General features: G+C 66.5%; 18 protein-coding genes and 1 pseudogene. 8 read left to right on the top strand and 11 right to left on the bottom strand.

Annotated features, from left to right (window positions below; genetic code table 11):
• Window position 1 precedes the first annotated feature (1 nt).
• Window positions 2-997, bottom strand: coding sequence for a catabolite repressor/activator (cra, locus tag DMX06_RS10825; RefSeq protein ID WP_110736847.1), 996 nt, complete (start codon window positions 995-997; stop codon window positions 2-4).
• A 296-nt stretch (window positions 998-1,293) separates the two neighbouring features.
• Between cra and ptsP the strand changes: the two genes are divergently transcribed.
• Genes ptsP through DMX06_RS10810 form a run of 3 tightly spaced genes read left to right on the top strand, consistent with a single transcriptional unit; the run spans window position 1,294 to window position 6,811 of the window.
• Complete coding sequence (ptsP, locus tag DMX06_RS10820; RefSeq protein ID WP_110736845.1) at window positions 1,294-4,143, top strand: phosphoenolpyruvate--protein phosphotransferase; 2,850 nt, start codon at window positions 1,294-1,296, stop codon at window positions 4,141-4,143.
• Window positions 4,143-5,090 carry a 1-phosphofructokinase gene (pfkB, locus tag DMX06_RS10815; RefSeq protein WP_110736843.1) on the top strand — a complete coding sequence of 316 codons (948 nt, stop codon included), beginning with the start codon at window positions 4,143-4,145 and terminating at the stop codon, window positions 5,088-5,090. The genes ptsP and pfkB overlap by 1 nt, the downstream gene beginning before the upstream one ends.
• Complete coding sequence (locus DMX06_RS10810; protein ID WP_110736841.1) at window positions 5,090-6,811, top strand: PTS fructose-like transporter subunit IIB; 1,722 nt, start codon at window positions 5,090-5,092, stop codon at window positions 6,809-6,811. The genes pfkB and DMX06_RS10810 overlap by 1 nt, the downstream gene beginning before the upstream one ends.
• A 224-nt stretch (window positions 6,812-7,035) precedes the next feature.
• Here the strand turns inward: DMX06_RS10810 and DMX06_RS10805 are convergent, their stop codons facing one another.
• Window positions 7,036-7,257, bottom strand: coding sequence for a DUF3820 family protein (locus DMX06_RS10805; protein WP_110736839.1), 222 nt, complete (start codon window positions 7,255-7,257; stop codon window positions 7,036-7,038).
• A 204-nt stretch (window positions 7,258-7,461) separates the two neighbouring features.
• Here DMX06_RS10805 and DMX06_RS10800 point away from each other — a divergent pair, with 204 nt between their 5' ends.
• Complete coding sequence (locus DMX06_RS10800) at window positions 7,462-7,938, top strand: ferritin-like domain-containing protein (protein ID WP_110736837.1); 477 nt, start codon at window positions 7,462-7,464, stop codon at window positions 7,936-7,938.
• A 147-nt stretch (window positions 7,939-8,085) separates the two neighbouring features.
• Here DMX06_RS10800 and DMX06_RS10795 read toward each other — a convergent pair whose 3' ends face one another.
• A complete protein-coding gene (locus tag DMX06_RS10795) occupies window positions 8,086-9,582 on the bottom strand; it encodes a GGDEF domain-containing protein (RefSeq protein WP_110736968.1) in 1,497 nt (498 codons plus the stop codon).
• 550 nt (window positions 9,583-10,132) lie between these two features.
• Between DMX06_RS10795 and DMX06_RS10790 the strand changes: the two genes are divergently transcribed.
• Both DMX06_RS10790 and DMX06_RS10785 read left to right on the top strand, forming a co-directional pair.
• Window positions 10,133-10,372 (top strand): hypothetical protein, encoded by a 240-nt coding sequence (locus DMX06_RS10790; RefSeq protein WP_110736835.1) that lies wholly within the window; start codon window positions 10,133-10,135, stop codon window positions 10,370-10,372.
• Window positions 10,369-10,620: a DUF3077 domain-containing protein gene (locus DMX06_RS10785; protein WP_110736833.1), complete on the top strand. Its 252-nt coding sequence runs from the start codon at window positions 10,369-10,371 to the stop codon at window positions 10,618-10,620. Before DMX06_RS10790 ends, DMX06_RS10785 begins: the two co-directional genes overlap by 4 nt.
• Window positions 10,621-10,760: 140 nt before the next feature.
• On the opposite strand, the gene DMX06_RS10780 is transcribed toward DMX06_RS10785, so the two are convergent.
• From DMX06_RS10780 to DMX06_RS10750, 6 genes are all read right to left on the bottom strand, one after another.
• Window positions 10,761-12,071 (bottom strand): OprD family porin, encoded by a 1,311-nt coding sequence (locus tag DMX06_RS10780; protein ID WP_110736831.1) that lies wholly within the window; start codon window positions 12,069-12,071, stop codon window positions 10,761-10,763.
• Between the two features lie 204 nt (window positions 12,072-12,275).
• A complete protein-coding gene (locus DMX06_RS10775; protein ID WP_050703787.1) occupies window positions 12,276-12,500 on the bottom strand; it encodes a hypothetical protein in 225 nt (74 codons plus the stop codon).
• Between the two features lie 130 nt (window positions 12,501-12,630).
• Window positions 12,631-14,052 (bottom strand): heavy metal sensor histidine kinase, encoded by a 1,422-nt coding sequence (locus DMX06_RS10770; RefSeq protein ID WP_110736829.1) that lies wholly within the window; start codon window positions 14,050-14,052, stop codon window positions 12,631-12,633.
• 159 nt (window positions 14,053-14,211) lie between these two features.
• The gene (locus DMX06_RS10760) at window positions 14,212-14,883 is read right to left on the bottom strand and encodes a heavy metal response regulator transcription factor (protein ID WP_110736828.1); all 672 of its coding nucleotides are present in this window, start codon (window positions 14,881-14,883) and stop codon (window positions 14,212-14,214) included.
• 9 nt (window positions 14,884-14,892) lie between these two features.
• Window positions 14,893-17,985 carry a multidrug efflux RND transporter permease subunit gene (locus DMX06_RS10755; protein WP_110736826.1) on the bottom strand — a complete coding sequence of 1,031 codons (3,093 nt, stop codon included), beginning with the start codon at window positions 17,983-17,985 and terminating at the stop codon, window positions 14,893-14,895.
• Entirely contained in the window at window positions 17,982-19,145 is a 1,164-nt protein-coding gene (locus tag DMX06_RS10750; protein WP_110736824.1) for an efflux RND transporter periplasmic adaptor subunit, read from the bottom strand. Before DMX06_RS10750 ends, DMX06_RS10755 begins: the two co-directional genes overlap by 4 nt.
• A 222-nt stretch (window positions 19,146-19,367) precedes the next feature.
• Between DMX06_RS10750 and DMX06_RS26790 the strand changes: the two are divergent.
• Window positions 19,368-19,649: pseudogene (locus tag DMX06_RS26790) on the top strand (PAS domain-containing protein); the annotation flags it as partial.
• Between the two features lie 210 nt (window positions 19,650-19,859).
• Window positions 19,860-20,951 carry a methyl-accepting chemotaxis protein gene (locus tag DMX06_RS10745; RefSeq protein ID WP_375538094.1) on the top strand — a complete coding sequence of 364 codons (1,092 nt, stop codon included), beginning with the start codon at window positions 19,860-19,862 and terminating at the stop codon, window positions 20,949-20,951.
• Window positions 20,952-21,066: 115 nt separating this feature from the next.
• On the opposite strand, the gene DMX06_RS10740 is transcribed toward DMX06_RS10745, so the two are convergent.
• Together DMX06_RS10740 and DMX06_RS10735 are read right to left on the bottom strand one after the other, a co-directional pair.
• Window positions 21,067-21,801, bottom strand: coding sequence for a YkgJ family cysteine cluster protein (locus DMX06_RS10740; RefSeq protein ID WP_110736820.1), 735 nt, complete (start codon window positions 21,799-21,801; stop codon window positions 21,067-21,069).
• A complete protein-coding gene (locus tag DMX06_RS10735; protein WP_110736818.1) occupies window positions 21,798-22,103 on the bottom strand; it encodes a hypothetical protein in 306 nt (101 codons plus the stop codon). The genes DMX06_RS10740 and DMX06_RS10735 overlap by 4 nt, the downstream gene beginning before the upstream one ends.
• Window positions 22,104-22,218: the final 115 nt, after the last annotated feature.

The following is a 22,218-nucleotide window of genomic DNA, read 5'->3' as shown; positions in this document are numbered from 1 at the left end:
TTCAGGCCTTGGCGATCCGTTGCTTGAAGGTGCGGCCGATGGCGTGCACGCCGGGCTCGTAGCGCTTGTCCTCGATGGCGGCCAGGGCCAGTTCCAGCGCGGTGGCGGCGATCAGGCCGTGCTGCTGGGCCATGGCGTTGACCGGCAGCGGCAGGAAATCGAGCAGCTGGTTGTCGCCGAAGGTGCCCAGTTGCAGCTCGCGCGAATTCTCCGGACGCGCCTGGAGCGTGTCGAACACGCCTTGCAGCAGTACGTAGGAGGTAGTCACCAGGGCATCCGGCAGGCCGCCCAGCTCGTCGATCAGTTGCTGCATCAGGCGCTGGCCGCATTCGCGGCTGAAGGCCTCGCCCTGGTAGCGGCGCACGTCGCCGTCGAAGCCTTGCAGGGCCTCGTCGAAGCCACCGGCGCGGGCCTGGCTCACCGACAGCTCGGGGCGCGCGCCAATCAGCGCGATGCTGCGTGGGCGGGTTTTCAGCAGGCTCTGGGCCAGCTGGCGGCTGGCGTCGCGGTCGTCGCTGATCACCGAGCAGAAATGCGCCGGGTCCAGGCGCCGGTCGATGGCGATCACCGGCAGGCCCTTGGCCTGCAACTCGCGATAGCTGTCGTCTTCCGGTGGCAGGCAGCTGGCGACGAACAGCGCGTCACAGCGCCGGGCACGGAACAGCTGCTGCAGCTGACGCTCGCTGTCGGGCTGGTCGTCGCTGCTGGCGATCAGCAACTGGTAGCCACGGGCACGGGCGCCTTGCTCCAGTTGCTTGGCGATACGGGCGTAGCTGGGGTTCTCCAGATCCGGGAGAATGAAGCCCAGGGTGCGCGTGTGGCGGCTGCGCAGGCCGGCGGCCTGGGGGTTGGGCGTGAAGCCGTGGGCCTCGACCACCGCACGCACGCGCTCGACGGTGCTGTTGCTGATGCGCTGCTGTTCGGCCTTGCCATTGATGACGTAGCTGGCGGTGGTCACGGACACACCGGCCAGACGGGCGATATCGCTGAGTTTCACCGAATTTTCCTTGTTGTTTCCGGGACTGGCTGCGGGGCTTGACCGGCTAGTTTCACCCATCGGCGGGCCCGCGCGCAGACGACCATTGTCGCAATTGTCCGACAGGATGGGGCTTTTTCGTCGGCAGATTATCGAGTAACGTGGCCGCTTGGTCAGATTAAACGTTTCAGCAAAACGAAATTTCCTGCCTGGAAATAAGGTTTCCCTTGTTGCGCTGATCGTTTTGGCGGCTTTTGCCGTCGAATTCCACAACAATACCTCGGTAGCCGACAGGGTTGCCGCAAAAGGAGAGGGTCATGCTCGAGCTTGCCGTGGAGCAGATTGCCATGGGCCAACGTGCCGCCGACAAAGGCGAGGCACTGGCGTTGCTGGCCGATCGACTGGTTGCCGATGGCCTGGTCGCCGAGGGCTACCTGGCAGGGTTGCAGGCCCGGGAAGTGCAGGGCTCGACCTTCCTCGGCCAGGGCATCGCCATCCCCCACGGCACGCCGCAGACCCGCGAGCTGGTGTACGCCACCGGCGTGCGCCTGCTGCAGTTCCCCAATGGCGTGGACTGGGGCGACGGCCAGATCGTCTACCTGGCCATCGGCATCGCCGCCCGCTCCGACGAACACCTGCGTCTGCTGCAACTGCTGACCCGCGCCCTGGGCGAAACCGACCTGGCCGAGGCGTTGCGGCGGGCCAGCAGCGCCGAGGCGCTGCTCAAACTGCTGCAAGGCGCGCCGCGCGAGCTGGCGCTGGATGCCCAGCTGGTCGGCCTCAACCTGGCGGCGGAGGACTTCGACGAACTGGCCTGGCGCGGTGCCCGCCTGCTGCACCGCGCCGGCTGTGCCGACAGCGGCTTTGCCGCCGTGCTGCAGCAGACCGAGCCGCTGCCGCTGGGCGAAGGCCTGTGGTGGCTGCACAGTGAACGCGAGGTGCGTCAACCGGGGCTGGCCTTCGTCACTCCACAGCAGCCACTGCGCTACCGCGACCAGCCACTCAATGGGCTGTTCTGCCTGGCCAGCCTCGGCGCCGCCCACCAGGCTTTGCTCGAGCGTCTGTGCGAGGTGCTGATCGAGGGCCGTGGGCAGATGCTCTACCAGGCCACCAGCAGCCGCGCCGTGCTCGAAGTGCTCGGCGGCGAGGCGCCCGCCGACTGGCCCAGCGCCCGGGTGGTGCTGGCCAACGCCCATGGCCTGCATGCGCGTCCGGCCAAGGTGCTGGCGCAGTTGGCCAAGGGCTTCGAGGGCGAGATCCGCATTCGCCTGCAAGACAGCGCCCAGCCCGCCGTCTCGGTGAAGAGCCTGAGCAAGCTGCTGAGCCTGGGCGCTCGCCGTGGCCAGGTGCTGGAACTGATCGCCGAACCGGGCGTTGCCGCCGATGCCTTGCCGGTGCTGCTGGCCGCCATCGAGCAGGGGCTGGGCGAGGAGGTCGAGCCCTTGCCGCAAACGGCAGCAGTGGAGCCGCCACCCATCGAAATCCTCCAGGCTCCGGCGCCCGGCAGCACCCTGCAAGGTGTCGCGGCCGCGCCGGGCATCGCCAGTGGCCCGGCCCATGTGTGCGTCGAGCGCGAAATCGATTACCCGCTGCGCGGTGAGTCGCCCGGCCAGGAGCGCGCCAGGTTGCGAGCGGCCATCGACAAGGTGCACGCCGACCTGCAGGCCTTGGTGCAACGCAGCGACAAGGCCATCGGCGAAATTTTCGTCACCCACCAGGAAATGCTGGCCGACCCGGCCCTGACCGATGACGTCGAGCTGCGCCTGGCCCAGGGCGAGAGCGCCGCCGCCGCGTGGATGGCGGTGATCGAGAGCGCCGCCCGCCAGCAGGAAGCGCTGCACGATGCGCTGCTGGCCGAGCGCGCCGCCGACCTGCGGGATATCGGTCGCCGTGTGCTGGCCCAGTTGTGTGGCGTGCAGGCGGTGGTCGAGCCCGAGCAGCCCTACGTGCTGGTGATGGCCGAGGTGGGCCCATCCGATGTGGCGCGCCTGGACCCGGCGCGGGTCGCCGGCATCGTCACCGCCCAGGGCGGCGCCACGGCCCACAGCGCCATCGTCGCCCGGGCCCTGGGCATCCCGGCGGTGGTCGGTGCCGGGGCGGCAGTGCTGCTGCTGGAAAGCGGCACGCCGCTGTTGCTCGATGGCCAGCGCGGGCAGGTCGAGGTCGCGCCGCCCGAGGCCCGCTTGCAACGGGCGCTGGCCGAGCGCGATGCCCGTGAGCGGCGCTTGCAGATCGCTTGGGCCAACCGCCATGAGCCGGCCCTGACCCGTGACGGCCACGGCGTCGAAGTGTTCGCCAACATCGGCGAAAGCAGTGGCATCGACAAGGTAGTGGAGCAGGGCGCCGAAGGCGTCGGCCTGCTGCGCACCGAGCTGATCTTCATGGCCCATCCGCAACTGCCCGATGTGGCCACCCAGGAGGCCGAGTACCGGCGGGTGCTCGATGGCCTGGCCGGGCGCCCGCTGGTGGTGCGCACCCTCGATGTGGGCGGCGACAAGCCCTTGCCGTACTGGCCGATCGCGGCGGAAGAGAACCCGTTCCTCGGCGTGCGCGGCGTGCGTCTGACCCTGCAACGCCCGCAGGTGATGGAAGAGCAACTGCGGGCCCTGCTGCGCGCAGCGGACAATCGCCCGCTGCGCATCATGTTCCCCATGGTCGGCCAGCTCCATGAATGGCGCGCCGCCAAGGCCATGGTCGAGCGCCTGCGCCAGGAAATTCCGGTGGCCGACCTGCAAGTGGGCATCATGGTCGAGGTACCGTCGGCCGCCTTGCTGGCGCCACAGCTGGCCCGCGAGGTGGACTTCTTCAGCATCGGCACCAACGACCTGACCCAGTACACCCTGGCCATCGACCGTGGCCACCCGAGCCTCTCGGCCCAGGCCGACGGCCTGCACCCGGCGGTGCTCAACCTGATCGACATGACCGTGCGCGCCGCCCATGCCCAGGGCAAGTGGGTGGGCGTGTGCGGCGAACTGGCGGCCGATCCGCAGGCTGTAGCCGTGCTGCTGGGCCTGGACGTGGACGAACTGAGCGTCGCCGCCCGCAGCATTCCTGAAGTCAAGGCACTGGTGCGCCAGGCCGACCTTTCGACGGCCCGCGCCCTGGCGCGCGAGGCCCTGCAACAAGACAGCGCCGAGGCAGTCCGGGCGCTGGTGGAGCGTTATTGATGGCCAAGATCCTCACCCTCACCCTCAACCCGGCGCTGGATATCACCATCAGCCTCGATCGCCTGCGCCCCGGCGCGGTCAACCGCAGCCAGGCCCAGCACAGCCATGCCGCCGGCAAGGGGCTGAACGTCGCCCAGGTGCTGGCCGACCTGGGCCACAGCGTGACCGTCGGCGGGTTTCTCGGGCTCGACAACCTGGCGCCGTTCGAGGCGCTGATCGCCTGGCGTGGGTTCGCCGACTGCTTCGTCCGTGTGCCCGGCGAGACCCGCAGCAACATCAAGCTGGTCGAGGCCGATGGTCAGGTCACCGATATCAACGGCCCCGGGCCTGAAGTCGACGAGGCCGCCCGCGACGCCTTGCTGCAACGTCTGGCCGAGGTGGCCCCGGAGCATGACGCCGTGGTGGTGGCCGGTAGCCTGCCGCGGGGGATCAGCCCCGAATGGCTGCGCGAGCTGCTGCTGATGTTCAAGTCGCAGGGATTGAAGGTGGCCCTGGACAGCAGCGGCGAGGCCTTGCGCGTCGGCCTCGAGGCCGCGCCCTGGCTGGTCAAGCCCAATACCGAGGAACTCGGCGAGGTGCTCGGACAGCCCGTGCTTGACCCGGCCGGCCAGCGCGGCGCCGCGCAGCGCTTGCTGGCCAGCGGTGTCGAGCATGTGGTGGTGTCCCAAGGCGAGCAGGGCGTGACCTGGTTCGCCGCCGGCCTGGCGCTGCATGCGCAACCGTCGAAGGTGCGCATCGCCAGCACTGTCGGCGCGGGCGATTCGCTGGTCGCCGGCATGGTCCATGGTCTGCTCCAGGCCGAAGCGCCCGCTGCCACCTTGCGCCGCGCCACCGCCATCGCCGCCCAGGCGGTCACCCAGGTCGGCTTCGGCATCCAGGATCGCGAGCAACTGGCCCGCCTGGAGGCCGCCGTGCACCTGGCAGAACAACAAGAAGAGGGCTCTTGATGAACATTGCCATTGTCACCGCCTGCCCCAACGGGCAGGTGTCCAGCGTGCTCAGCGCCCGCTTGTTGGCCGCCGCGGCCCAGCGTCGGGGCTGGAGCACCAGTGTCGAGGTGCAGGATGCCGAGCACCCCGAGCGTCGCCTGACCACGGCGCAGATTGCACAGGCCGACTGGGTACTGGTGGTCAGCACCGGGTCGGTGGACCTGGCGCGCTTCGCGGGCAAGCGCCTGTACCAGAGCACGCCGGCCCGGGCGCTGGCGGACCGTGAAGGTTTCCTCGAGGAAGCCGCCGCCGGGGCCCGGGTGCACGAGGCGGCGCCGGCCCCGCAGGGCAGCGCGCCGAAAATCGTCGCGGTGACCGCCTGCCCGACCGGCGTGGCCCACACCTTCATGGCCGCCGAAGCGCTGCAACAGGCCGCGCAGGCCATGGGCTACCAGCTCACCGTGGAGACCCAGGGCTCGGTCGGCGCGCGCAACCCGCTGCCGGCCGAGGCCATCGCCGAGGCCGACGTGGTGCTGCTGGCCGCCGATATTGAAGTGCCGGCTGCGCGTTTCGCCGGCAAGCGCATCTACCGCTGCGGTACCGGCATCGCCCTCAAGCAGGCCCGGGCCACGCTGGACAAGGCTCTGGCCGAGGGCAAGGTGCAGGCCACGGGGGATGCGGCCGGCGCGGTGCAGCAGGCCGAGAAGACCGGTGTCTACAAGCACCTGCTGACCGGGGTGTCGTTCATGCTGCCGATGGTGGTGGCTGGTGGCCTGCTGATTGCCTTGTCGTTCGTGTTCGGCATCGAGGCCTACAAGGAGGCCGGCACGCTGCCCGCCGCGCTGATGCAGATTGGTGGCGAGGCGGCGTTCAAGCTAATGGTGCCGCTGCTCGCTGGCTACATTGCCTGGTCCATCGCCGACCGTCCGGGCCTGGCGCCCGGGATGATCGGCGGTCTGCTGGCCGGTACGTTGGGGGCGGGGTTCATCGGCGGCATCGTTGCCGGCTTCCTGGCCGGCTACAGCGCCAAGGCCATCGCCCGCTGGGTGCGCCTGCCCAGCAGCCTCGACGCGCTCAAGCCGATCCTCATCATCCCGCTGTTGGCCAGCCTGTTCACCGGCCTGGTGATGATCTACGTGGTCGGCCAGCCTGTGGCCGCCATGCTCGAAGGGCTGACCCACTTCCTCGACAGCATGGGCACCACCAACGCCATCCTGCTCGGGCTGCTGCTCGGCGGCATGATGTGCGTGGACTTGGGCGGGCCGATCAACAAAGCCGCCTATGCGTTCTCGGTGGGGTTGCTGGCGTCGTCGAGCTATGCGCCGATGGCCGCGACCATGGCCGCCGGCATGGTGCCGCCGATCGGCCTGGGCATCGCCACCTTCCTGGCCCGGCGCAAGTTCGCCCAGAGCGAGCGAGAGGCTGGCAAGGCCGCGCTGGCGCTGGGGCTGTGTTTCATTTCCGAAGGGGCGATCCCGTTCGCCGCCAAGGATCCGTTGCGGGTGATCCCGGCGAGCATCGCCGGGGGCGCGCTGACCGGGGCCCTGTCGATGTACTTCGGCTGCAAGCTGATGGCGCCCCATGGCGGCCTGTTCGTGCTGCTGATCCCCAATGCGATCAACCATGCGCTGTTGTACCTGCTGGCGATCGTGGCCGGCAGCCTGCTGACGGCGGTGGTGTATGCCGTGATCAAGAAGAGCGAGCAGGTGGAGATGGTGGCGGCGCCGGCCAAGGGGTAGCCACGCCCTGCGCAATCCCTGTAGGAGATCGCCCAGCCCTTCGGGCAGAGAACTGTCCCCCTGTGGGAGCGGCCTTGCGTCGCGAAAGGGTCGCGTAGCGGCCCCAGATTCTGAGCCACCATCGAAATTGCCGGGGCTGCTGCGCAGCCCTTTCGCGACGCAAGGCCGCTCCCACAGGGACTAGCTAAAGCAATGAGTTACGGTTTGTTCCATGAGTGCGGCCGTCAGCCCCGTGTCTTGCCCCGCAACGGTTTCAGCAAGTCGCCCAGCCCGTTGTGGTCGATCTCATGCATCAATGCCAGCAACCCGCCCAGCTCGCCGGGCGGGAAGCCCTTGCGGGCGAACCATGCCAGGTAATCGCCGGGCAGGTCGGCGATGATCCGCCCCTGGTACTTGCCGAAGGGCATGGTGCGGGTGACCAGCAGTTGCAGGGATTCGGGTTTCATCGGGCATCGGCCTGTGGCAGGTGAAGCGCGGACCATACTGCAAACTGCACGACGACCCAAGCGGCGATCATGCAGAACGCCGTTTTCAGGCTTTCTGTTTTTCATCTCAAGGTATTGATTTTAATGACTAATTTCATATCAATCAGCCTGGCACGAAGCCTGCTCCGGTAAAGGTGACTATCACCTGCCAAGGAGTTTGTTGCCATGAGCAATCCCAACAAAGACACGATCGACGTACTCAACGACCTGATTGAGTACAGCAAGGATGGTGAGAAAGGCTTCAAGACCTCTGCCGAGGATGTGAAGAATCCCCAGCTCAAAGCCTTCTTCGTGCAGCGCGCCAGCGAGTGCGCCAGTGCCGCGGCCGAGCTGCAGGGCGAGGTGCGCCGGCTGGGTGGCGATCCCGAGACCAGCACCAGCATCAGCGGCGACCTGCACCGTGGCTGGGTCAACCTCAAGTCGATGGTCACCGGCAAGGATGAAGAGGCGGTGCTCAACGAGGTGGAGCGTGGTGAAGACCATGCGCTGAAGGCCTATAAAGAGGCCCGTGAGAAGCTGGTCAAGCTGGGGCGTACGGTCAATGACCAGAGCTATGCGCTGGTGGAGAAGCAGCTGCAGGGCGTGCAGCGCAATCATGACCAGGTGAAGGCGTTGCGTAACGCGGCACGCGCTCAGTCTTGAGAGTCTTGGGGCTGCTTTGCAGCCCTTTACTGATTTAACGGGAACGGCGTGGGCTTGACCCGCGATCATCGGCGAAGCCGGTGCCATGTAGTGCATCGCGGGTCAAGCCCGCTCCCACGCTGCCCGAGTTGGATCAAAGAATTACAGTCAGCCCTGAGGCCCTTCCACCCGATTCCGGCCATTGGCCTTGGCCCGGTAGAGCGCCTCGTCCGCATCACCCAGCAGCGCCGCCAGATCCTGCTGTGTGCCTGGGATATGCAGGCCGATCCCCACACTGATCGTCACCGACCGCTCGTCGTCGCCAAACGGCGGCATAGCCTCGACGCTGGCGCGAATGCGCTCGGCCAGCAGCCTGGCGCCAGCCAGCTCGGTTTCCGGCAGCACCACCTGAAACTCCTCCCCACCATAACGCGCCGCCAGGTCCGCCGGGCGCCGAATGCACAGCTCAAGGGTCGTGGCCACTTCGCGCAGCACATGGTCGCCGCCGGCATGGCCATGGCGTTGGTTGAACGCCTTGAAGTGGTCCACATCCACCATCAGCACCGCCAGCGGCTTGCGGTTGCGCTGGGCGCGCGCCCATTCCTGGCGCAACACCTGGTCCAGGCGGCGACGGTTGGCAAGGCCCGTGAGGCTGTCGGTGGCGGCAAGCGTGGCCAGGCCTTGCTCGGCATCGTGGCGGCGGCGCAATTCACGGCCCAGCAGCAGGGTCAGCCAGAGGATGCCGATGCACAGCACGCCGGTAGCCACGCTGACCACGATCGCGGTGCGGCGCCACGACTGGAATACCTCGTCGGCCGAGTGCGCCACCAGCACGATCAGCGGCAGGTCGGCGACCCGGGCGAAGGTGTAGAGACGCTGGCCCTCGTAGGCTGTCGAGCGGGCGGTGAAGCTGCCGCTGCGCTCCTCGAGGATGCGCTTGAAGTTGGGGCGCTCGCTGAAACTGGTGCCGATCAACGGGTCCTGCGGGCGGGTTGGCTGGCGTGCCAGCAGTTGGCCGTCGGTGTTGAGCAGGTTGATGCTGCTGTCCACGCCGATGTCCAGGCGCTGGAACAGCTCGTTGAAGTAGGACAGGCGCAGGGCCCCGGCGGCCAGGCCCTGGAATTCGCCGTTGGCGCCGGAGATGCGCCGGCTGAAGCTGATGCACCAGTCCAGGTCGCCCAGCCGCGCCTTGAACGGCGGGCTGATCAGCAAGCCCAGGCCCGGGCGGTCGCGGTGGGCCTGGAAAGCCACGGTGTCGGCGAAGTTGGCCTGGCGCGGCACCGCGCTGGTGGAGTCGCCAAGCACGTCGCCCTTGGCGTCGAGCCAGAGGATGTCGCCGCGCACCGGGGCGGAGAAGGCCTGGTTGAAGAGGATCTGCTGGCGCAGTTTGGCGGGCACGTTGAGCAGCTCGGGGTGCTGCACGGCCCAGATCAGGCCCTTGAGCGACTGGTCGTAGAGTTCGACGTTGCGCAGGATATCGCTTTCGATCAACTGCACGATGTTGCTCGAGGAGCGCATTTCCGATTGCTCGACGCTGTCGCGCTCGCGGGCCAGCAGGTAGCTGACGATGGCCACGATGGCGAGCACGGCGAGGCAGCTGCCCAGGTTGAGGACCAGCTCGGGGTGCGACTTGTACAGGGCGGATCGTGGTGATCGGGTGGGCAACGTCATGCTCGCAACTGCATAAGCCCCGGGATCCATGGGGAGTGGGCCGGAAAGCGGCGGCGGTATTTTAGGCAAGGCGGGATTGTCGGACAAGATCAAAGCTGATTTGGCCGACGGAAATGATTCAGTAGGCCCATCGCGGGGCAAGCCCGCTCCCACCATTCGGCAGGTTCAGGTTCAGGTTCAGGTTCAGGTCATGGTCGTGGGAGCGGGCTTGCCCCGCGATGGGGTGTACGACATTTCCGAATCTGAAACCAAATGCTTCAGTTGGTCTGTGCTTGGGACCTATCCTACGCGCCTGCCGGAAGGGTCTGGATAGGCGGGGAAATGCATCAGGGATAACGTCGTCGGGTCGCCGAATTTGGCAACCGGGTGTGAGAAACCCGAACGATGTTGGTCCCGCATTCTGTTACGGCAGCTGTGCATGGGCAGACCTAGGTCTGGCCGGGTTCCGATGTCCTCGGTTTTCTCACCCCATGTACGGCTGCCACCCTTATCTGGTGAGAAAGGATGAGCTGGCGGTTTCCTTTAATGACATTGGAAAACGCACATGAAGAAGCTGGTACCTGATCCCCCCATCCCCTACATCTCCATCATCGACCACCTGCCGCTGGCCGAAGTCTGGGAGCATGCCGCTGTCCTGATGACCATGATGACCCGCACCTGCGATGTCTACATGGCCTTTCCCGAGGATGAACGTCCCGAGATCCTGGTGGACAACATTTCCATCCTCAGCCGGCTGCTGAGCTGCCTGATGGCCCACGCCAGGTCGCTGGAGGCGCAGCCATGAGCGAGCAGCCCGATATGCCCGTCACCGCGGGCGACGAGACGTTTCTGGAGTGTTATCGCGTGCTGCCGGGTGTGCCCTTGAGCCGGGCATTCGATGAGCTGTCGGTGTTGCAGGATTGCATCCTGCACCTGACCACAGAGGCGGAAATGGAAGGGGATTTGAAAGCGGGGAGTGCGGCGCGGATGCTCAGTGCCATGGCCAAGGCGCTGATCAATGACCTGGAGATCGGCTTGAACCGTAACCGTTGAAGCAGGGAGCGCTGGTGTAGGAGCGGCCTTGCGTCGCGAAAGGGCTGCGAAGCAGCCCCAGCATTCTGTGCATCACTTTGGAAGCTGGGGCCGCGTTGCGGCCCTTTCGCGACACAAGGCCGCTCCTACAGGGGGCTGCGTTAGAACACGTTCAACGGATAATCCACGATCACGCGGAATTCGTCGTTGTCCGACTCCTGCGAGTACGCCGCGTTGGCCCGGTGCGTGGCATAGCGCAGCAGCACCGACAGGTCCTTCAGCTGGCCTTCCTGGAACACGTACTTCACGTCGAAGTCGCGCTCCCAGTGCCGGGCATTCTCGCCGTCGGCGTTGTAGAAGGCGTAGTACTGGGTGTCCTGGCTGGCCTTGGTCAGGTCGGCCTTGCCGCGTGAGTACGACAGCGAGGTGCTCAGGCCCGGCATGCCGAGGCCGGCGAAGTCATAGTCGTACTGCAGCTTCCAGGAACGCTCGTTCGGCGCGTTGAAGTCCGAGTACATGCGCGAGTTGTCGAGGAAGATGCTGTCGCCCAGGTTGATGTAGTCGAACGGCGTGTCGCCGTTGACCCGCTGGTAGGCAGCGGTGACGCTGTGGTACCCGGCGGCCACGGTGAAGTGCACGCTCCAGGTGTTGTTGTCGATGTCGCCCAGCTTCGACTGGCCGGTGTCCTGGGTGTGGTAGAAGTGCACGCCCGGGTTCAGGCTGACCAGGTCGTTGACCTGGTAGGTGTAGTCGAAATCAGCGTAGTACTGGTTCCAGATGTCCTTCAGCTCGGCCGCGTAGACGTTGGCGGTGACGCCCTCGGTACCGCTCCAGGAGGCGCCGGCCCAGCTCAGGTTCTGGCTGTCCTGCTCGCGCGTCTGGTTGCTGTAGTAGGTGTTGATGCGGCGGTGGCCGCTCTGGTTGTACGGCTTGGTGAAGCTGACCTTGCCGCCTTCGAGCATCAGCCCGTCGATGCTGCGGTTGGTCACGGCGACGCCGCGGAAGGTCTGCGGCAGCATGCGGCTTTCGCCACCGGCGATCACCGGGTTGGTGAGGAACAGGTCACCTGCCTTGAACTCGGTGTCGAAGCCCTTGAGCTTGATCGCGCCGCCGGCGGTGGAGAAGGCGTGGCGTGCCTTGTCTTGCGGCGCACTCGGCAGGATCGAGGTGCCGGCGCGGCCACTGCCGCCGTCCAGCTTCAGGCCGACCATGGCGTGGGCGTCGAGGCCGAAGCCGATCACGCCGGGCGTGTAGCCGGACTCGAAGCGGGCGACGGCGCCTTGGCCCCACTCGCGCTTGTCCTTGATCGAGGCATTCTTCTCGTTGCGGTTGAAGTAGGCATTTCTGAAATGCAGGTTCAGCGTGGAACCCTCGATGAAGCCATCAGCCTTGTCTTCATCGGCCTGTGCGGCCACGGGCATCGTTGCGGCCAATGCAACGAACAACGGGGTGAAACGAAACGCAAAAGACACCGGTACAAACTCCTTTGGTCAAGCGATGGGGCAGTTTTTTATTGTCGTGTCTGCAAGTTCTTATTAGAGACGTAACAGCCAGGCTGATATTTTCGACGCATAAAAAAAGCCGCTGAAAGGCAGCGGCTTTGAAAGGCTAACATATCGTCACGGGCACTGCCCATGGTGTAGCCAAGGGAAAACTGGAAACTGGAGTTAGGCCAATCAGCTGTCGGCATCGGTGTCGACAGAGACTTTGGAAGCAGTCTGCCGTGCGTCTTTTACCGCATCGGCCTGTTGCGCGGCATAGGCTTCGCGAGCCTCCTGATGGACGGCGGCAAACTCGGCGTTACGGGCGACGAAGGCCGGGGATTCTTCCGCCATGGCCAGGGGCGACAACAACAGGGAAGACAGGACGAACACGCTGGCAATACCCATACTGTTGGACATGTGATGCAACCTTCTTGCGGGGCAAGTGCTAATGGAGACAGGGCTAAAGTTAGTCCTGTAAACAGCGGGGAAACAGAGGCTGTTCAGATAAGCACTGTTGCGCAAAAAGTAATGATCGCGGCAAAAATACTCAGACTTTTACCGCAAACCCGCGTAGTTGAGCGTTTGGCAAGTTGATACCGAAGGTATTGGCGCCCGCTTCGCTGTGCACGAAAACACTGCCGCCGTGCATCAGGGCGATCGCCTTTACGATGGCCAGGCCCAGTCCGTGGTTGCCGCCGCCGCTGTTGGCGCGGGCCGCATCCACCCGGTAGAAGCGCTCGAACAGCATCGGCAGGTGCTCGTCGGCAATCGCCGGCCCCGGGTTGCTCACGGCGATGCTGACCTGTTCCTCGCCCGCCTCGATGCGTACCTGGATCACCTGGTGCGGCGCGGTGTGCTGCACGGCGTTGTTCAACAGGTTGATCAGCGCCCGGCGCAGTTGGGCCTTCTCGAAGCAGGCCTGGGCGTCGCCGCTGACGCTGACGCTGACCTGGGCGTCCTCGAGGATGAAATCGAGGTAGTCGAGGGTGGTGGCCACTTCCTCGGCCAGCGAGGCGCTGGTCAGCGAGGTGGCCTTGCTGCCTTGGTCGGCGCTGGCCAGGAACAGCATGTCGTTGATGATGCTGCGCAGGCGCTCCAGCTCCTCGAGGTTCGATTGCAGCACCTCGAAGTAGTGCTCGGCGCTGCGTCCGCGGGTCAGGGCGACCTGGGTCTGGCCGATCAGGTTGGTCAGCGGCGAACGCAGTTCGTGGGCGACATCGGCATTGAAGGCTTCGAGTTGCGAATAGGCCTGGCTGACCCGGTCGAGGGCGGCGTTGAAGGCGCCGGCGAATTGCGCCAGTTCCGGCGGCAGGGCGCGGGTCTGCAGGCGGCCGTCCAGGCGCGGCGGGGCCAGGGCCTGGGCTTCATCCGATAGTGCCAGCAGGGGCTTGAGGCCGATGCGCGCGACCCAGTAGCCGAGCAGCGAGGCCAGCAGCACGCCGAAGGCGGCCAGGCCGACGATGGCCACCAGCAGGCTGTGCTGGGCCTGCCAGAAAGTCTCGGTGTCGATGCCGATCAGAAAGCGCAGCGGCGGGCGCTCGCCCAGGGCCGGCAGTTCGCTGACCAGCACCTTGTACGGGTAGGGGCTGTCGCTCAGGCGCAGGTCGCGCATGCCTGGCGCGCCCTCGGCGAAGCCGCGCACCTGTTCGGTGGGGTGGCCGTATTCGAAGGCCGGATTACTGCTCACCACCCAGAAGCGGATGCGCCGGTCTTCCTCGCTGAGCAGGTTGAGCTTGTTGTTGATCTTGGCCCAGTGCTCGGGAGTGCCGTAGCGGTTGAGGGTTGATTCGAGCACGCTGAAGCGCGCGTCCAGTTCGGCGGCGGGTAGCAGGTCGAGGCTGCGGTCGACCTGGCGGTACAGGGCGCTGCCGATCAGCACGAACACGGCCAGGGCCACCAGGGTGAACAGGGCCGAGAGGCGCAGGGCGATGGAGTTGCCGGGTTTGCTGGGCAGAATGGTTTGGATCATTTACCGCCTCTCGCTGGGGCAGGCCCTGTCAGATAAGGCAATGGGGGCCGTTGAGCGGTCTCTGTGGGAGCGGGTTTACCCGCGAACACCGGCGAAGCCGGTGCCAAGCACCGCGCAGGCCACTTCGCGGGTAAACCCGCTCCCACAGGGGCCCCGTCACTACCCACGGTTCTCCAGGACATAACCCATGCCTCGAATGGTATGCAGCAGCTTGTTGTCGAACGGCCCGTCGAGCTTGGCGCGCAGGCGCTTGATGGCCACCTCGACGACATTGGCGTCGCTGTCGAAGTTGATGTCCCAGACCAGCTCGGCGATGGCGGTCTTGGACAGGATCTCGCCCTGGCGCCGGGCCAGCACGCTGAGCAGCGAGAATTCCTTGGCGGTCAGGTCCAGGCGCGATCCCGCGCGGGTGGCCTTGCGCGCCATCAGGTCGATCCACAGGTCGGCGACCTGAATCTGCAAGGGCTCGTGGATGGCACTGCGTCGCGTCAGGGCCTGCAGGCGGGCGACCAGTTCAAGGAACGAGAACGGCTTGCCCAGGTAGTCGTCGGCGCCTTCGCGCAGGCCGTGGATGCGGTCCTCGACCCGCTCGCGGGCGGTGAGCATGATCACCGGTGTCTGCTTGCGCGCCCGCAGCGCGCGCAGCACGCCGTAGCCATCCAGGCCGGGCAGCATCACGTCGAGCACGATCACCGCATAGTCGCCTTCCAGGGCCAGGTGCAGGCCGTCGATGCCGTCGCGGGCCAGGTCGACGGTGAAGCCCTGCTCGGTAAGGCCGCGATGCAGGTAGTCGGCAGTTTTTTCTTCGTCTTCGATGATCAGCACACGCATGGTCTTGTCTCAACTGGCGGTCGGCGCGGGGGCGGCAGCGGCCCGGCGGCGGTGGAACAGGCGCTCCAGGGCCAAGTATATGACCGGGGTGGTGAACAGCGTCAGGGCCTGGCTCACCAGCAGGCCGCCGACCACGGCGATGCCCAGCGGCTGGCGCAGCTCGGCGCCGGTGCCGAAGCCGAACATCAGCGGCACCGCGCCGAGCAGCGCGGCCAGGGTGGTCATGATGATCGGACGGAAGCGCACCAGGCATGCCTGGCGGATCGCCTGTTCGGGCGTCATGCCCTGGTGGCGCTGGGCGTCGAGGGCGAAGTCGATGAGCAGGATGCCGTTCTTCTTGACGATGCCGATCAGCAGCACCACGCCGATCAGGCCCATGATGGTGAAGTCCTGGCCCATGGCCCACAGCAGGATCAGCGCACCGAGGCCCGCCGAGGGCAAGGTGGAGATGATGGTCAGCGGGTGCACGAAGCTCTCGTAGAGCACGCCGAGGATGATGTACACCGCCACCAGCGCGGCGAGGATCAGGTACGGCTGGCTCGACAGCGAGCTCTGGAACGCCTGGGCCGCGCCCTGGAAGTTGCCGGCGATGGCGTCGGGCATGCCCAGCTCGCGCTGGGTGCGTTCGAGGATCTGCACCGCATCGCCCAGGGCCACGCCGGGAGCCAGGTTGAACGACAGGTTGGCCGCCGGGAACAGGCCGTCATGGCTGATCGACAGGGGGCCGGTGCTGGGCGGCGCGACATGGGCCAGGGCCGACAGCGGCACCATCTCGCCGGACAGCGGCGAGCGCAGGTAGAAGTAGTCGAGGCTTTCGGCCTTGCCACGCTGGCGGGCATCCAGTTCGAGGATCACCTTGTACTGGTTGGTCTCGGTCTGGAACTCGCTGATCTGTCGCTGGCCGAAGGCATCGTACAGCGCCTGGTCGACGTCGGTGGTGGTCAGGCCGAAGCGCGCCGCGGCCTGGCGGTCGATGTCGATGCGGGTGACGCTGGCGCCCAACTGCAGGTCGTTGGACAAGTCGCGAAACGCCGGATTCTCGCGCAGGCGATCGGTCAGGCGCTGGGTCCACAGGTTCAGGGCCACGCCGTCGTTGCTCTTGAGCACGTACTGGTACTGGGTGCGCGAGGGGCCGGAGCTGAGGTTGATGTCTTGTCCGGCGCGCAGGTACAGGACGATGCCGGGGATCTGCATCAGTTTCGGGCGCATGCGGTCGATCCATTCACTGGCCGACACATCGCGTTCGCCACGGGGCTTGAGGGAAATCCAGAAGCGGCCGTTGGCGATGGTCTGGTTGCTGCCGGTGACGCCGACCGAGTGGGAGAAAGCGCGCACCGCAGGGTCGGCCTCGATGATCTTCGCCAGGGCCTGGTGTTTCTCGATCATCGCCGGGTAGGAGACATCCGCCGCCGCCTCGGTGGTACCGAGGATGAAACCGGTGTCCTGCAGCGGGAAGAAGCCCTTGGGGATGGCCACGTAGCCGGCCACCGCCAGCGCCAGGGTCAGGCCGAACACGCCGAGGGTGATGCGCCGGTGCGCCAGGGCCCGGTCCAGGCCCTTTTCGTACCCGCGCACCAGGCGCTGGCCGAGGCCGCCGTGCTGCTCCTCGGGCGGGCGGCGCATGCACAGCGCGGCCAGGGTCGGCGCCAGGGTCAGCGAGACCACCACCGAAATCAGGATGGTCGCAGTGGCGGTCAGGGCGAACTCCTTGAACAGCCGGCCGACCACGCCGCCCATGAACAGCAGCGGGATGAACGCGGCGATCAGCGAGAAGCTGATCGACACCACGGTGAAGCCGATCTCGCCGGCGCCCTTGAGCGCGGCGGTGCGGCTGTCGTCGCCGGCCTCCAGGTGGCGGTGGATGTTCTCCACCACGACGATGGCGTCATCCACCACGAAGCCCACGGCGATGACGATGGCCACCAGGGTGAGGTTGTTGAGGCTGAAACCGAACACGTACATCAGCGCGCAACTGGCGATCAGCGACACGCCGAGCACGCTGGAGACGATGAAGGTCGCCGACCACTGGCGCAGGAACAGCGCCATCACGCCGATCACCAGGGCCACGGCGATCATCAAGGTCAGCTCGACCTCGTGCAGCGAGGCGCGGATGGTCTGGGTGCGGTCCTGCAGCACTGAGACATCGACCGCCGCCGGCAGCATCTCCTGCAGGCGCGGCAGGGCGTCGAGCACCCGGTCCACGGTGTCGACGATGTTGGCGCCGGGCTGGCGGAAGATCACCAGGTTAAGCCCCGGCCGGTCGCCGGACCAGGCCTTCACATAGGCGTTCTCGGCGCCATCGATCACTTTGGCCACGTCGGCCAGGTGCACCGGCGCGCCGTTGCGATAGCTGACGATCAGCCTGGCGTAGTCCTCGGGGTGGAACAGCTGGTCGTTGGCGGCAATGGTCGACACGCTGTGCTCGCCGTACAGCGCGCCCTTGGCCAGGTTGAGGCTGGTCTGCTGGATGGCCAGGCGGATATCGGCCAGGGTCAGGCCGATGGCGGCGAGCTTCTCGGGCTGGGCCTGCACGCGGATGGCCGGGCGCAGCTGGCCGGTGATGTTGATCAGGCCGACCCCGTCGATCTGGCTGAGCTGGCGGGCCAGCAGGGTTTCGGCGTAATCGCTCAGTTCGTTGCCGGGCATCTGCGTCGAGCTGACGGTGAGGATCAGCACCGGGCTGTCGGCCGGGTTGACCTTGCGCCAGGTGGGCGGGCTGGGCATGTCCTGGGGCAGGCGCGCGGTGGCGGTGTTGATCGCCGCCTGGACTTCCTGGGCGGCGGTGTCGATGTTCTTGTCGAGGGTGAACTGCAGGATCAGGTTGGTCGAGCCCAGGGCGCTGCTGCTGGTCATCTGGGTCATGCCGGGGATGGCGCTGAACTGCACCTCCAGGGGCGTTGCGACCGACGAGGCCATGGTTTCCGGGCTGGCGCCGGGCAACTGGGCGGTGACCTGGATGGTCGGGAAGTCGGCCTCGGGCAGGGGCGCCACCGGCAGGCGCGGGAAGGCGATGGCGCCCAGCAGCACCAGGGCGAAGGTCAGCAGCAGGGTGGCGATGGGGTGGTCGATGCACCAGGCCGAGACGCCGTTGCGGGTGTTCATGGCTGGCTCCTGCGGTCGGCCATTTCCGCCGGCACGGGGGCGTCAGGTGTCACCTCGACGGTGCTGCCGGGCTTGAGCCGCGACTGGCCGTCCAGTACCAGGCGGTCGCCGGCGTTGACCCCGGCGATGATGTTCAGCGTGCTGTCCTGGTACACCACCTTGACCGGCACGGCGCTGACCTTGTCGCCGTCCAGGCGGTAGACGAAGTGGCCGTCGAGGCTGCGCTGCACCACCGGCGGCGGCACCACCAGGGCGTCCTCGTCCACCGCCGTGCGCAGGCGCACGGTGACCAGCTGGCCGGGCCACAGACGGCCGTCCTGGTTGTCGAACTCGGCCTTGACCCGCACCGTGCCGGTGGTGGCCGAGACCTGGTTGTCGATCAGCATCAGCTGGCCCCTGGCGAGCAGGCTGCGTTCGCCGTCGGCGTCCATGTAGGCCTCCACCTCGGCGGGTGTGGGCGATTTCAACAGGCCCTGCAGGATGGGGAGCTGTTGTTGGGGCAGGGCGAATTCCACGGCGATCGGGTCGATCTGGGTGACGCTGAACAGGCTCTGGGTGTCGCTGGTACGCACCAGGTTGCCGGGGTCGACGTTGCGGATGCCGACACGGCCGGTCACCGGCGAACGGATCTGTGTGTAGCTGAGTTGCACCGCGGTGTTGTCGATGGCCGCCTGGTTGCCCTTGATGGTCGCCTGCAACTGGTTCACCAGGGCCTGCTGCTGGTCGAGGGTCTGCTTCGACACGCCGTCGTCGGTGCTCAGCAACTGGTAGCGCTTGAGGTTGACGTTGGCCACCTGCAACTGCGCCTGGGTCTGGCCGAGCTGGGCGCGGGCCTGGTCCAGGTTCGCGCGGATCGCCCGATCATCGAGGGTTGCCAGCAGGTCGCCTTGCTTGACCGACTGGCCTTCCTTGACCAGCACCTGGGTCAGCACGCCCTCGACCTGGGGGCGGACGTCGACGCTGTGCAGCGACAGCACCGAGCCGATGGCGCCGAGGTAGCGGGGCACGTCCTGCTCGGCCACGGCGATCACCCGCACCGGGATTGCGCTGGCGGCACGGCTGGCCGGAGCCTCGCGGCGCAGGCCTTGCCAGGCTGCGACCGCGACCAGAAGGACAATGGCCAGGCCGGCCAGAACGAGGGAGCGGGACGGACGTCGCATCGGGGCGGGCACCTTGGCCAAGGGGCTGGAAAACGGATTCGGGTATTGCAGGGTTATAGCGCGCCGACCGGGTCGGCAGCGTGACGCCTGGCTGTCACGGCTGTCAGTTTCGGCGGGTTGATGGCCAAGTGCCAATACCCTGCCGTGGATCAATGTTGCGCCGGCGTTTGCCCCTAGAGTCGTACGCCCTGCCGATTTCACGTACAACAACGAGAGCCTCCGATGAAGTGCAATATGCCTGTTACCGGTCGCGAAGTGGATTACCCCGGCGACGCCAACATCCTGTCCACCACCGACCTGGACAGCCGCATCACCTATGCCAATGACGATTTCCTGCGGGTCAGCGGGTTCTCCCGCGAGGAGCTGCTGGGCAACGCCCATCACATCGTCCGCCACCCCGATATGCCGCCCCAGGCCTTCGCCCAGATGTGGCAGGCGCTCAAGGCCGGGCGCTCGTGGATGGGGCTGGTGAAGAACCGCTGCAAGAACGGCGACCACTACTGGGTGAGCGCCTTCGTCTCGCCGATCAGCAGCGGCGGGCAGGCGCTGGAGTACCAGTCGGTGCGGACCAAGCCCGCTGCCGAGCAGGTCGCGGCCGCCGAGCGCTGCTATGCGCATTTGCGCGAAGGCCGGCGTGGCTGGCGCGAGCGCTTGCCGGTGCTGGGGCTGGGCACGCGCTTGTCGTTGGCGGTCGGCATGGTGCTGGCGCTGGTGATGGGGGCAGGGCAGTGGTGGCTGGGGGCGCCGCTGCTGGAATCATTGCTGGAGGTGTTGGCGGCCGCCGGCTTGAGCAGCCTGGCAATCCTGGTGCTGCTGCGCCCCTATGAGCGGCTGCGTCAACAGGCCCAGGTAATTGCCGACAACCCGTTGAGCCAGCAGTTGTACACCGGCCGGCGTGATGGCCTGGGGCAGATCGAGTTCGCCATGCGCATGCTCAAGGCGCAACTGGGGGCGGTGGTCGGGCGTATCGGCGACACCTCGTCGCGCCTGGCCGGGCACTCCGGCTCGCTGGTCGAGGCCTTGCACAGCAGTCACGCCAACAGCCTGGAGCAGCAGAGCGAAGCCGACCAGGTGGCCACGGCGATCCATCAGATGAGCGCCAGCGTCGCCCAGGTGGCCAGCAGCGCGCAGATGGCGGCGATGGCCGCCGACCAGGCCGAGGACGAAACCCAGTCCGGCCACCAGCTGGTCGACCGCAACCGCTGCGCGATCCAGGACCTGGCCGGCTCGCTGGTCGAGGCCAGTGAGGTGATCCACCAGCTGGAAAGCCACAGCAGCGAGATCTCGGGGGTGCTCGACGTGATCCGCGGCATTGCCGAGCAGACCAACCTGCTGGCGCTCAATGCCGCCATCGAGGCGGCGCGGGCGGGTGACCAGGGGCGTGGCTTCGCGGTGGTCGCCGACGAGGTGCGCGGCCTGGCCCAGCGCACCGCGCAGTCCACCCACGATATCCAGCGCATGATCGCCGCCCTGCAGGACGGCGCCCGCGCGGCGGTGCAGGTGATGCAGCAGAGCAGCGCCCATGCCGGGCACAGTGTCGAGCAGGCGCAACTGGCCAGCGACGCGCTGGACAGCATCAGCGTGCGGGTCAACCAGATCAACGAGATGAGCCTGCAGATCGCCGCGGCGGTGGAGCAGCAGAGCCAGGTCAGCGAGAACATCAACCGCAACATCACCAGCATCCGCCAGGCCAGCGAGGCGACGGTCAGCGTCGGGCAGCGCAGTCACAGCAGCGCCAGCGATGTGGCGGATCTTGCCAAGGACCTGCGGCGGCTGGCGGATGAGTTCTGGCGGCGGTGTCAGTGATTGATTGAGTTGTCAGGGCCGGCCCTATCGCGGGGCAAGCCCGCTCCCACAATGTTGGTATCCATGCTTCGAAGTGGGGAGCGTGGGAGCGGGCTTGCCCCGCGATTGGATCTATCTAGAAACCGATGAATGCGTAGTAGACCGGCGCTTCGCCTGTCACCTGCAAGCGATGAGCCTGTAGATCGGCCGCAAGCGCCTCGTCGTGCACATGCACCACCCAATGTCCATCGACCGCCCTTGGCGCCTGTTCCAGCACCGCAGCAAACGCCGCCATGTCCGGCAGCCACGCGGTAAATCCGTTGCCCTTCAGCGCACTGGTGGTCATCCCCAGCGCCTGGCAGATCGCTACCTTGGCCGCGATATCGTCGCGGTCCGCCTGGCGCGAGGCCTCGATCAAGGCACGCAGCCCTTCATCCACCGGCAGGCTGCCGTGAATCAGTTCCGGCCCCTGTTCCCAGGCCTCGGGTGGACAATCCTTGTTTTCCGGCCGCAGTGGCAGGTGCGGGTTGATCTCCGCCGGGTAGATGCGACAGACCAGCGGCCGGCTTTCATAGATGCCGCACAGATCGTTGTCATCGAGGTTGCGGCAACGCCCCGGGTTGAACGCGGCGAAGGTCACTGATACGTGCAGCTGCCCCGCGCCACAGGGTACCGGGTGTGAACGACGCAGCACATGCTCGCGCTGGTCCGTCGGCATGCCAGGGCCATCGGCGATGAACCCTTCGATCAACACCACTACCTGGCCGCCGGCCCCCGCCCACTGATGGGCTTCGGCAAGCGTCAGCGGTACATGATGGCCCGTGCAGCATTTGCCGCAGCCGGTGCAGGCGAAGCGAATGCTGTCGCTCATCGCTTGCCGGCTTCCCATTCGGTGGTGAAGGCTTGCTGGCGTTGTCGGTCATAGAGGCACAGCTCGGTGCCAGTGCGGTTCTGCATGTGCTTCTGGGGGTAGGTGCCCTCGATCAGCAGTGCGCTGTAACCGACTCGGTCGTCGAACTCGGCGGGCTTGCCCAGGGCGTGGGCATCCTTGAACTGGCTGGCGGCCAGGCAGGCCTTGAGCATGTGCTGGCGCTGGTCGCTCCAGGCTTGTGGCGTCGAAGCTTGGGCGGAAACGGTTAGTAACGAAAGGCTAAGCAGTATCGAACGTAGCATGGGGCATGACCTCAACAAGAGAGGGAATTATGCCTTTCCATTGGCGCAACGCAAATTGCGAATTTTCCTACGTTTTTAGCGGAAGGCTGAAACTTTATTAGCAAGCATTGCTCGC

This window comes from Pseudomonas mosselii (assembly GCF_003205295.1).
In the GTDB taxonomy this organism is placed as follows: domain Bacteria; phylum Pseudomonadota; class Gammaproteobacteria; order Pseudomonadales; family Pseudomonadaceae; genus Aquipseudomonas; species Aquipseudomonas mosselii_B.
Note: the sequence above shows the minus strand (reverse complement) of the source record. Positions and strands in the feature narration are given on the sequence as shown.

Bases quoted from the DNA above. Each gene is read 5' to 3' on its own strand.
- ptsP (WP_110736845.1), top strand. From the start codon at position 1,294: ATGCTCGAGCTTGCCGTGGAGCAGATTGCCATGGGCCAACGTGCCGCC.
- pfkB (WP_110736843.1), top strand. From the start codon at position 4,143: ATGGCCAAGATCCTCACCCTCACCCTCAACCCGGCGCTGGATATCACC.
- DMX06_RS10810 (WP_110736841.1), top strand. From the start codon at position 5,090: ATGAACATTGCCATTGTCACCGCCTGCCCCAACGGGCAGGTGTCCAGC.
- DMX06_RS10805 (WP_110736839.1), bottom strand. From the start codon at position 7,257: ATGAAACCCGAATCCCTGCAACTGCTGGTCACCCGCACCATGCCCTTC.
- DMX06_RS10800 (WP_110736837.1), top strand. From the start codon at position 7,462: ATGAGCAATCCCAACAAAGACACGATCGACGTACTCAACGACCTGATT.
- DMX06_RS10790 (WP_110736835.1), top strand. From the start codon at position 10,133: ATGAAGAAGCTGGTACCTGATCCCCCCATCCCCTACATCTCCATCATC.
- DMX06_RS10785 (WP_110736833.1), top strand. From the start codon at position 10,369: ATGAGCGAGCAGCCCGATATGCCCGTCACCGCGGGCGACGAGACGTTT.
- DMX06_RS10775 (WP_050703787.1), bottom strand. From the start codon at position 12,500: ATGTCCAACAGTATGGGTATTGCCAGCGTGTTCGTCCTGTCTTCCCTG.
- DMX06_RS10770 (WP_110736829.1), bottom strand. From the start codon at position 14,052: ATGATCCAAACCATTCTGCCCAGCAAACCCGGCAACTCCATCGCCCTG.
- DMX06_RS10760 (WP_110736828.1), bottom strand. From the start codon at position 14,883: ATGCGTGTGCTGATCATCGAAGACGAAGAAAAAACTGCCGACTACCTG.
- DMX06_RS10755 (WP_110736826.1), bottom strand. From the start codon at position 17,985: ATGAACACCCGCAACGGCGTCTCGGCCTGGTGCATCGACCACCCCATC.
- DMX06_RS10750 (WP_110736824.1), bottom strand. From the start codon at position 19,145: ATGCGACGTCCGTCCCGCTCCCTCGTTCTGGCCGGCCTGGCCATTGTC.
- DMX06_RS10745 (WP_375538094.1), top strand. From the start codon at position 19,860: ATGGGGGCAGGGCAGTGGTGGCTGGGGGCGCCGCTGCTGGAATCATTG.
- DMX06_RS10740 (WP_110736820.1), bottom strand. From the start codon at position 21,801: ATGAGCGACAGCATTCGCTTCGCCTGCACCGGCTGCGGCAAATGCTGC.
- DMX06_RS10735 (WP_110736818.1), bottom strand. From the start codon at position 22,103: ATGCTACGTTCGATACTGCTTAGCCTTTCGTTACTAACCGTTTCCGCC.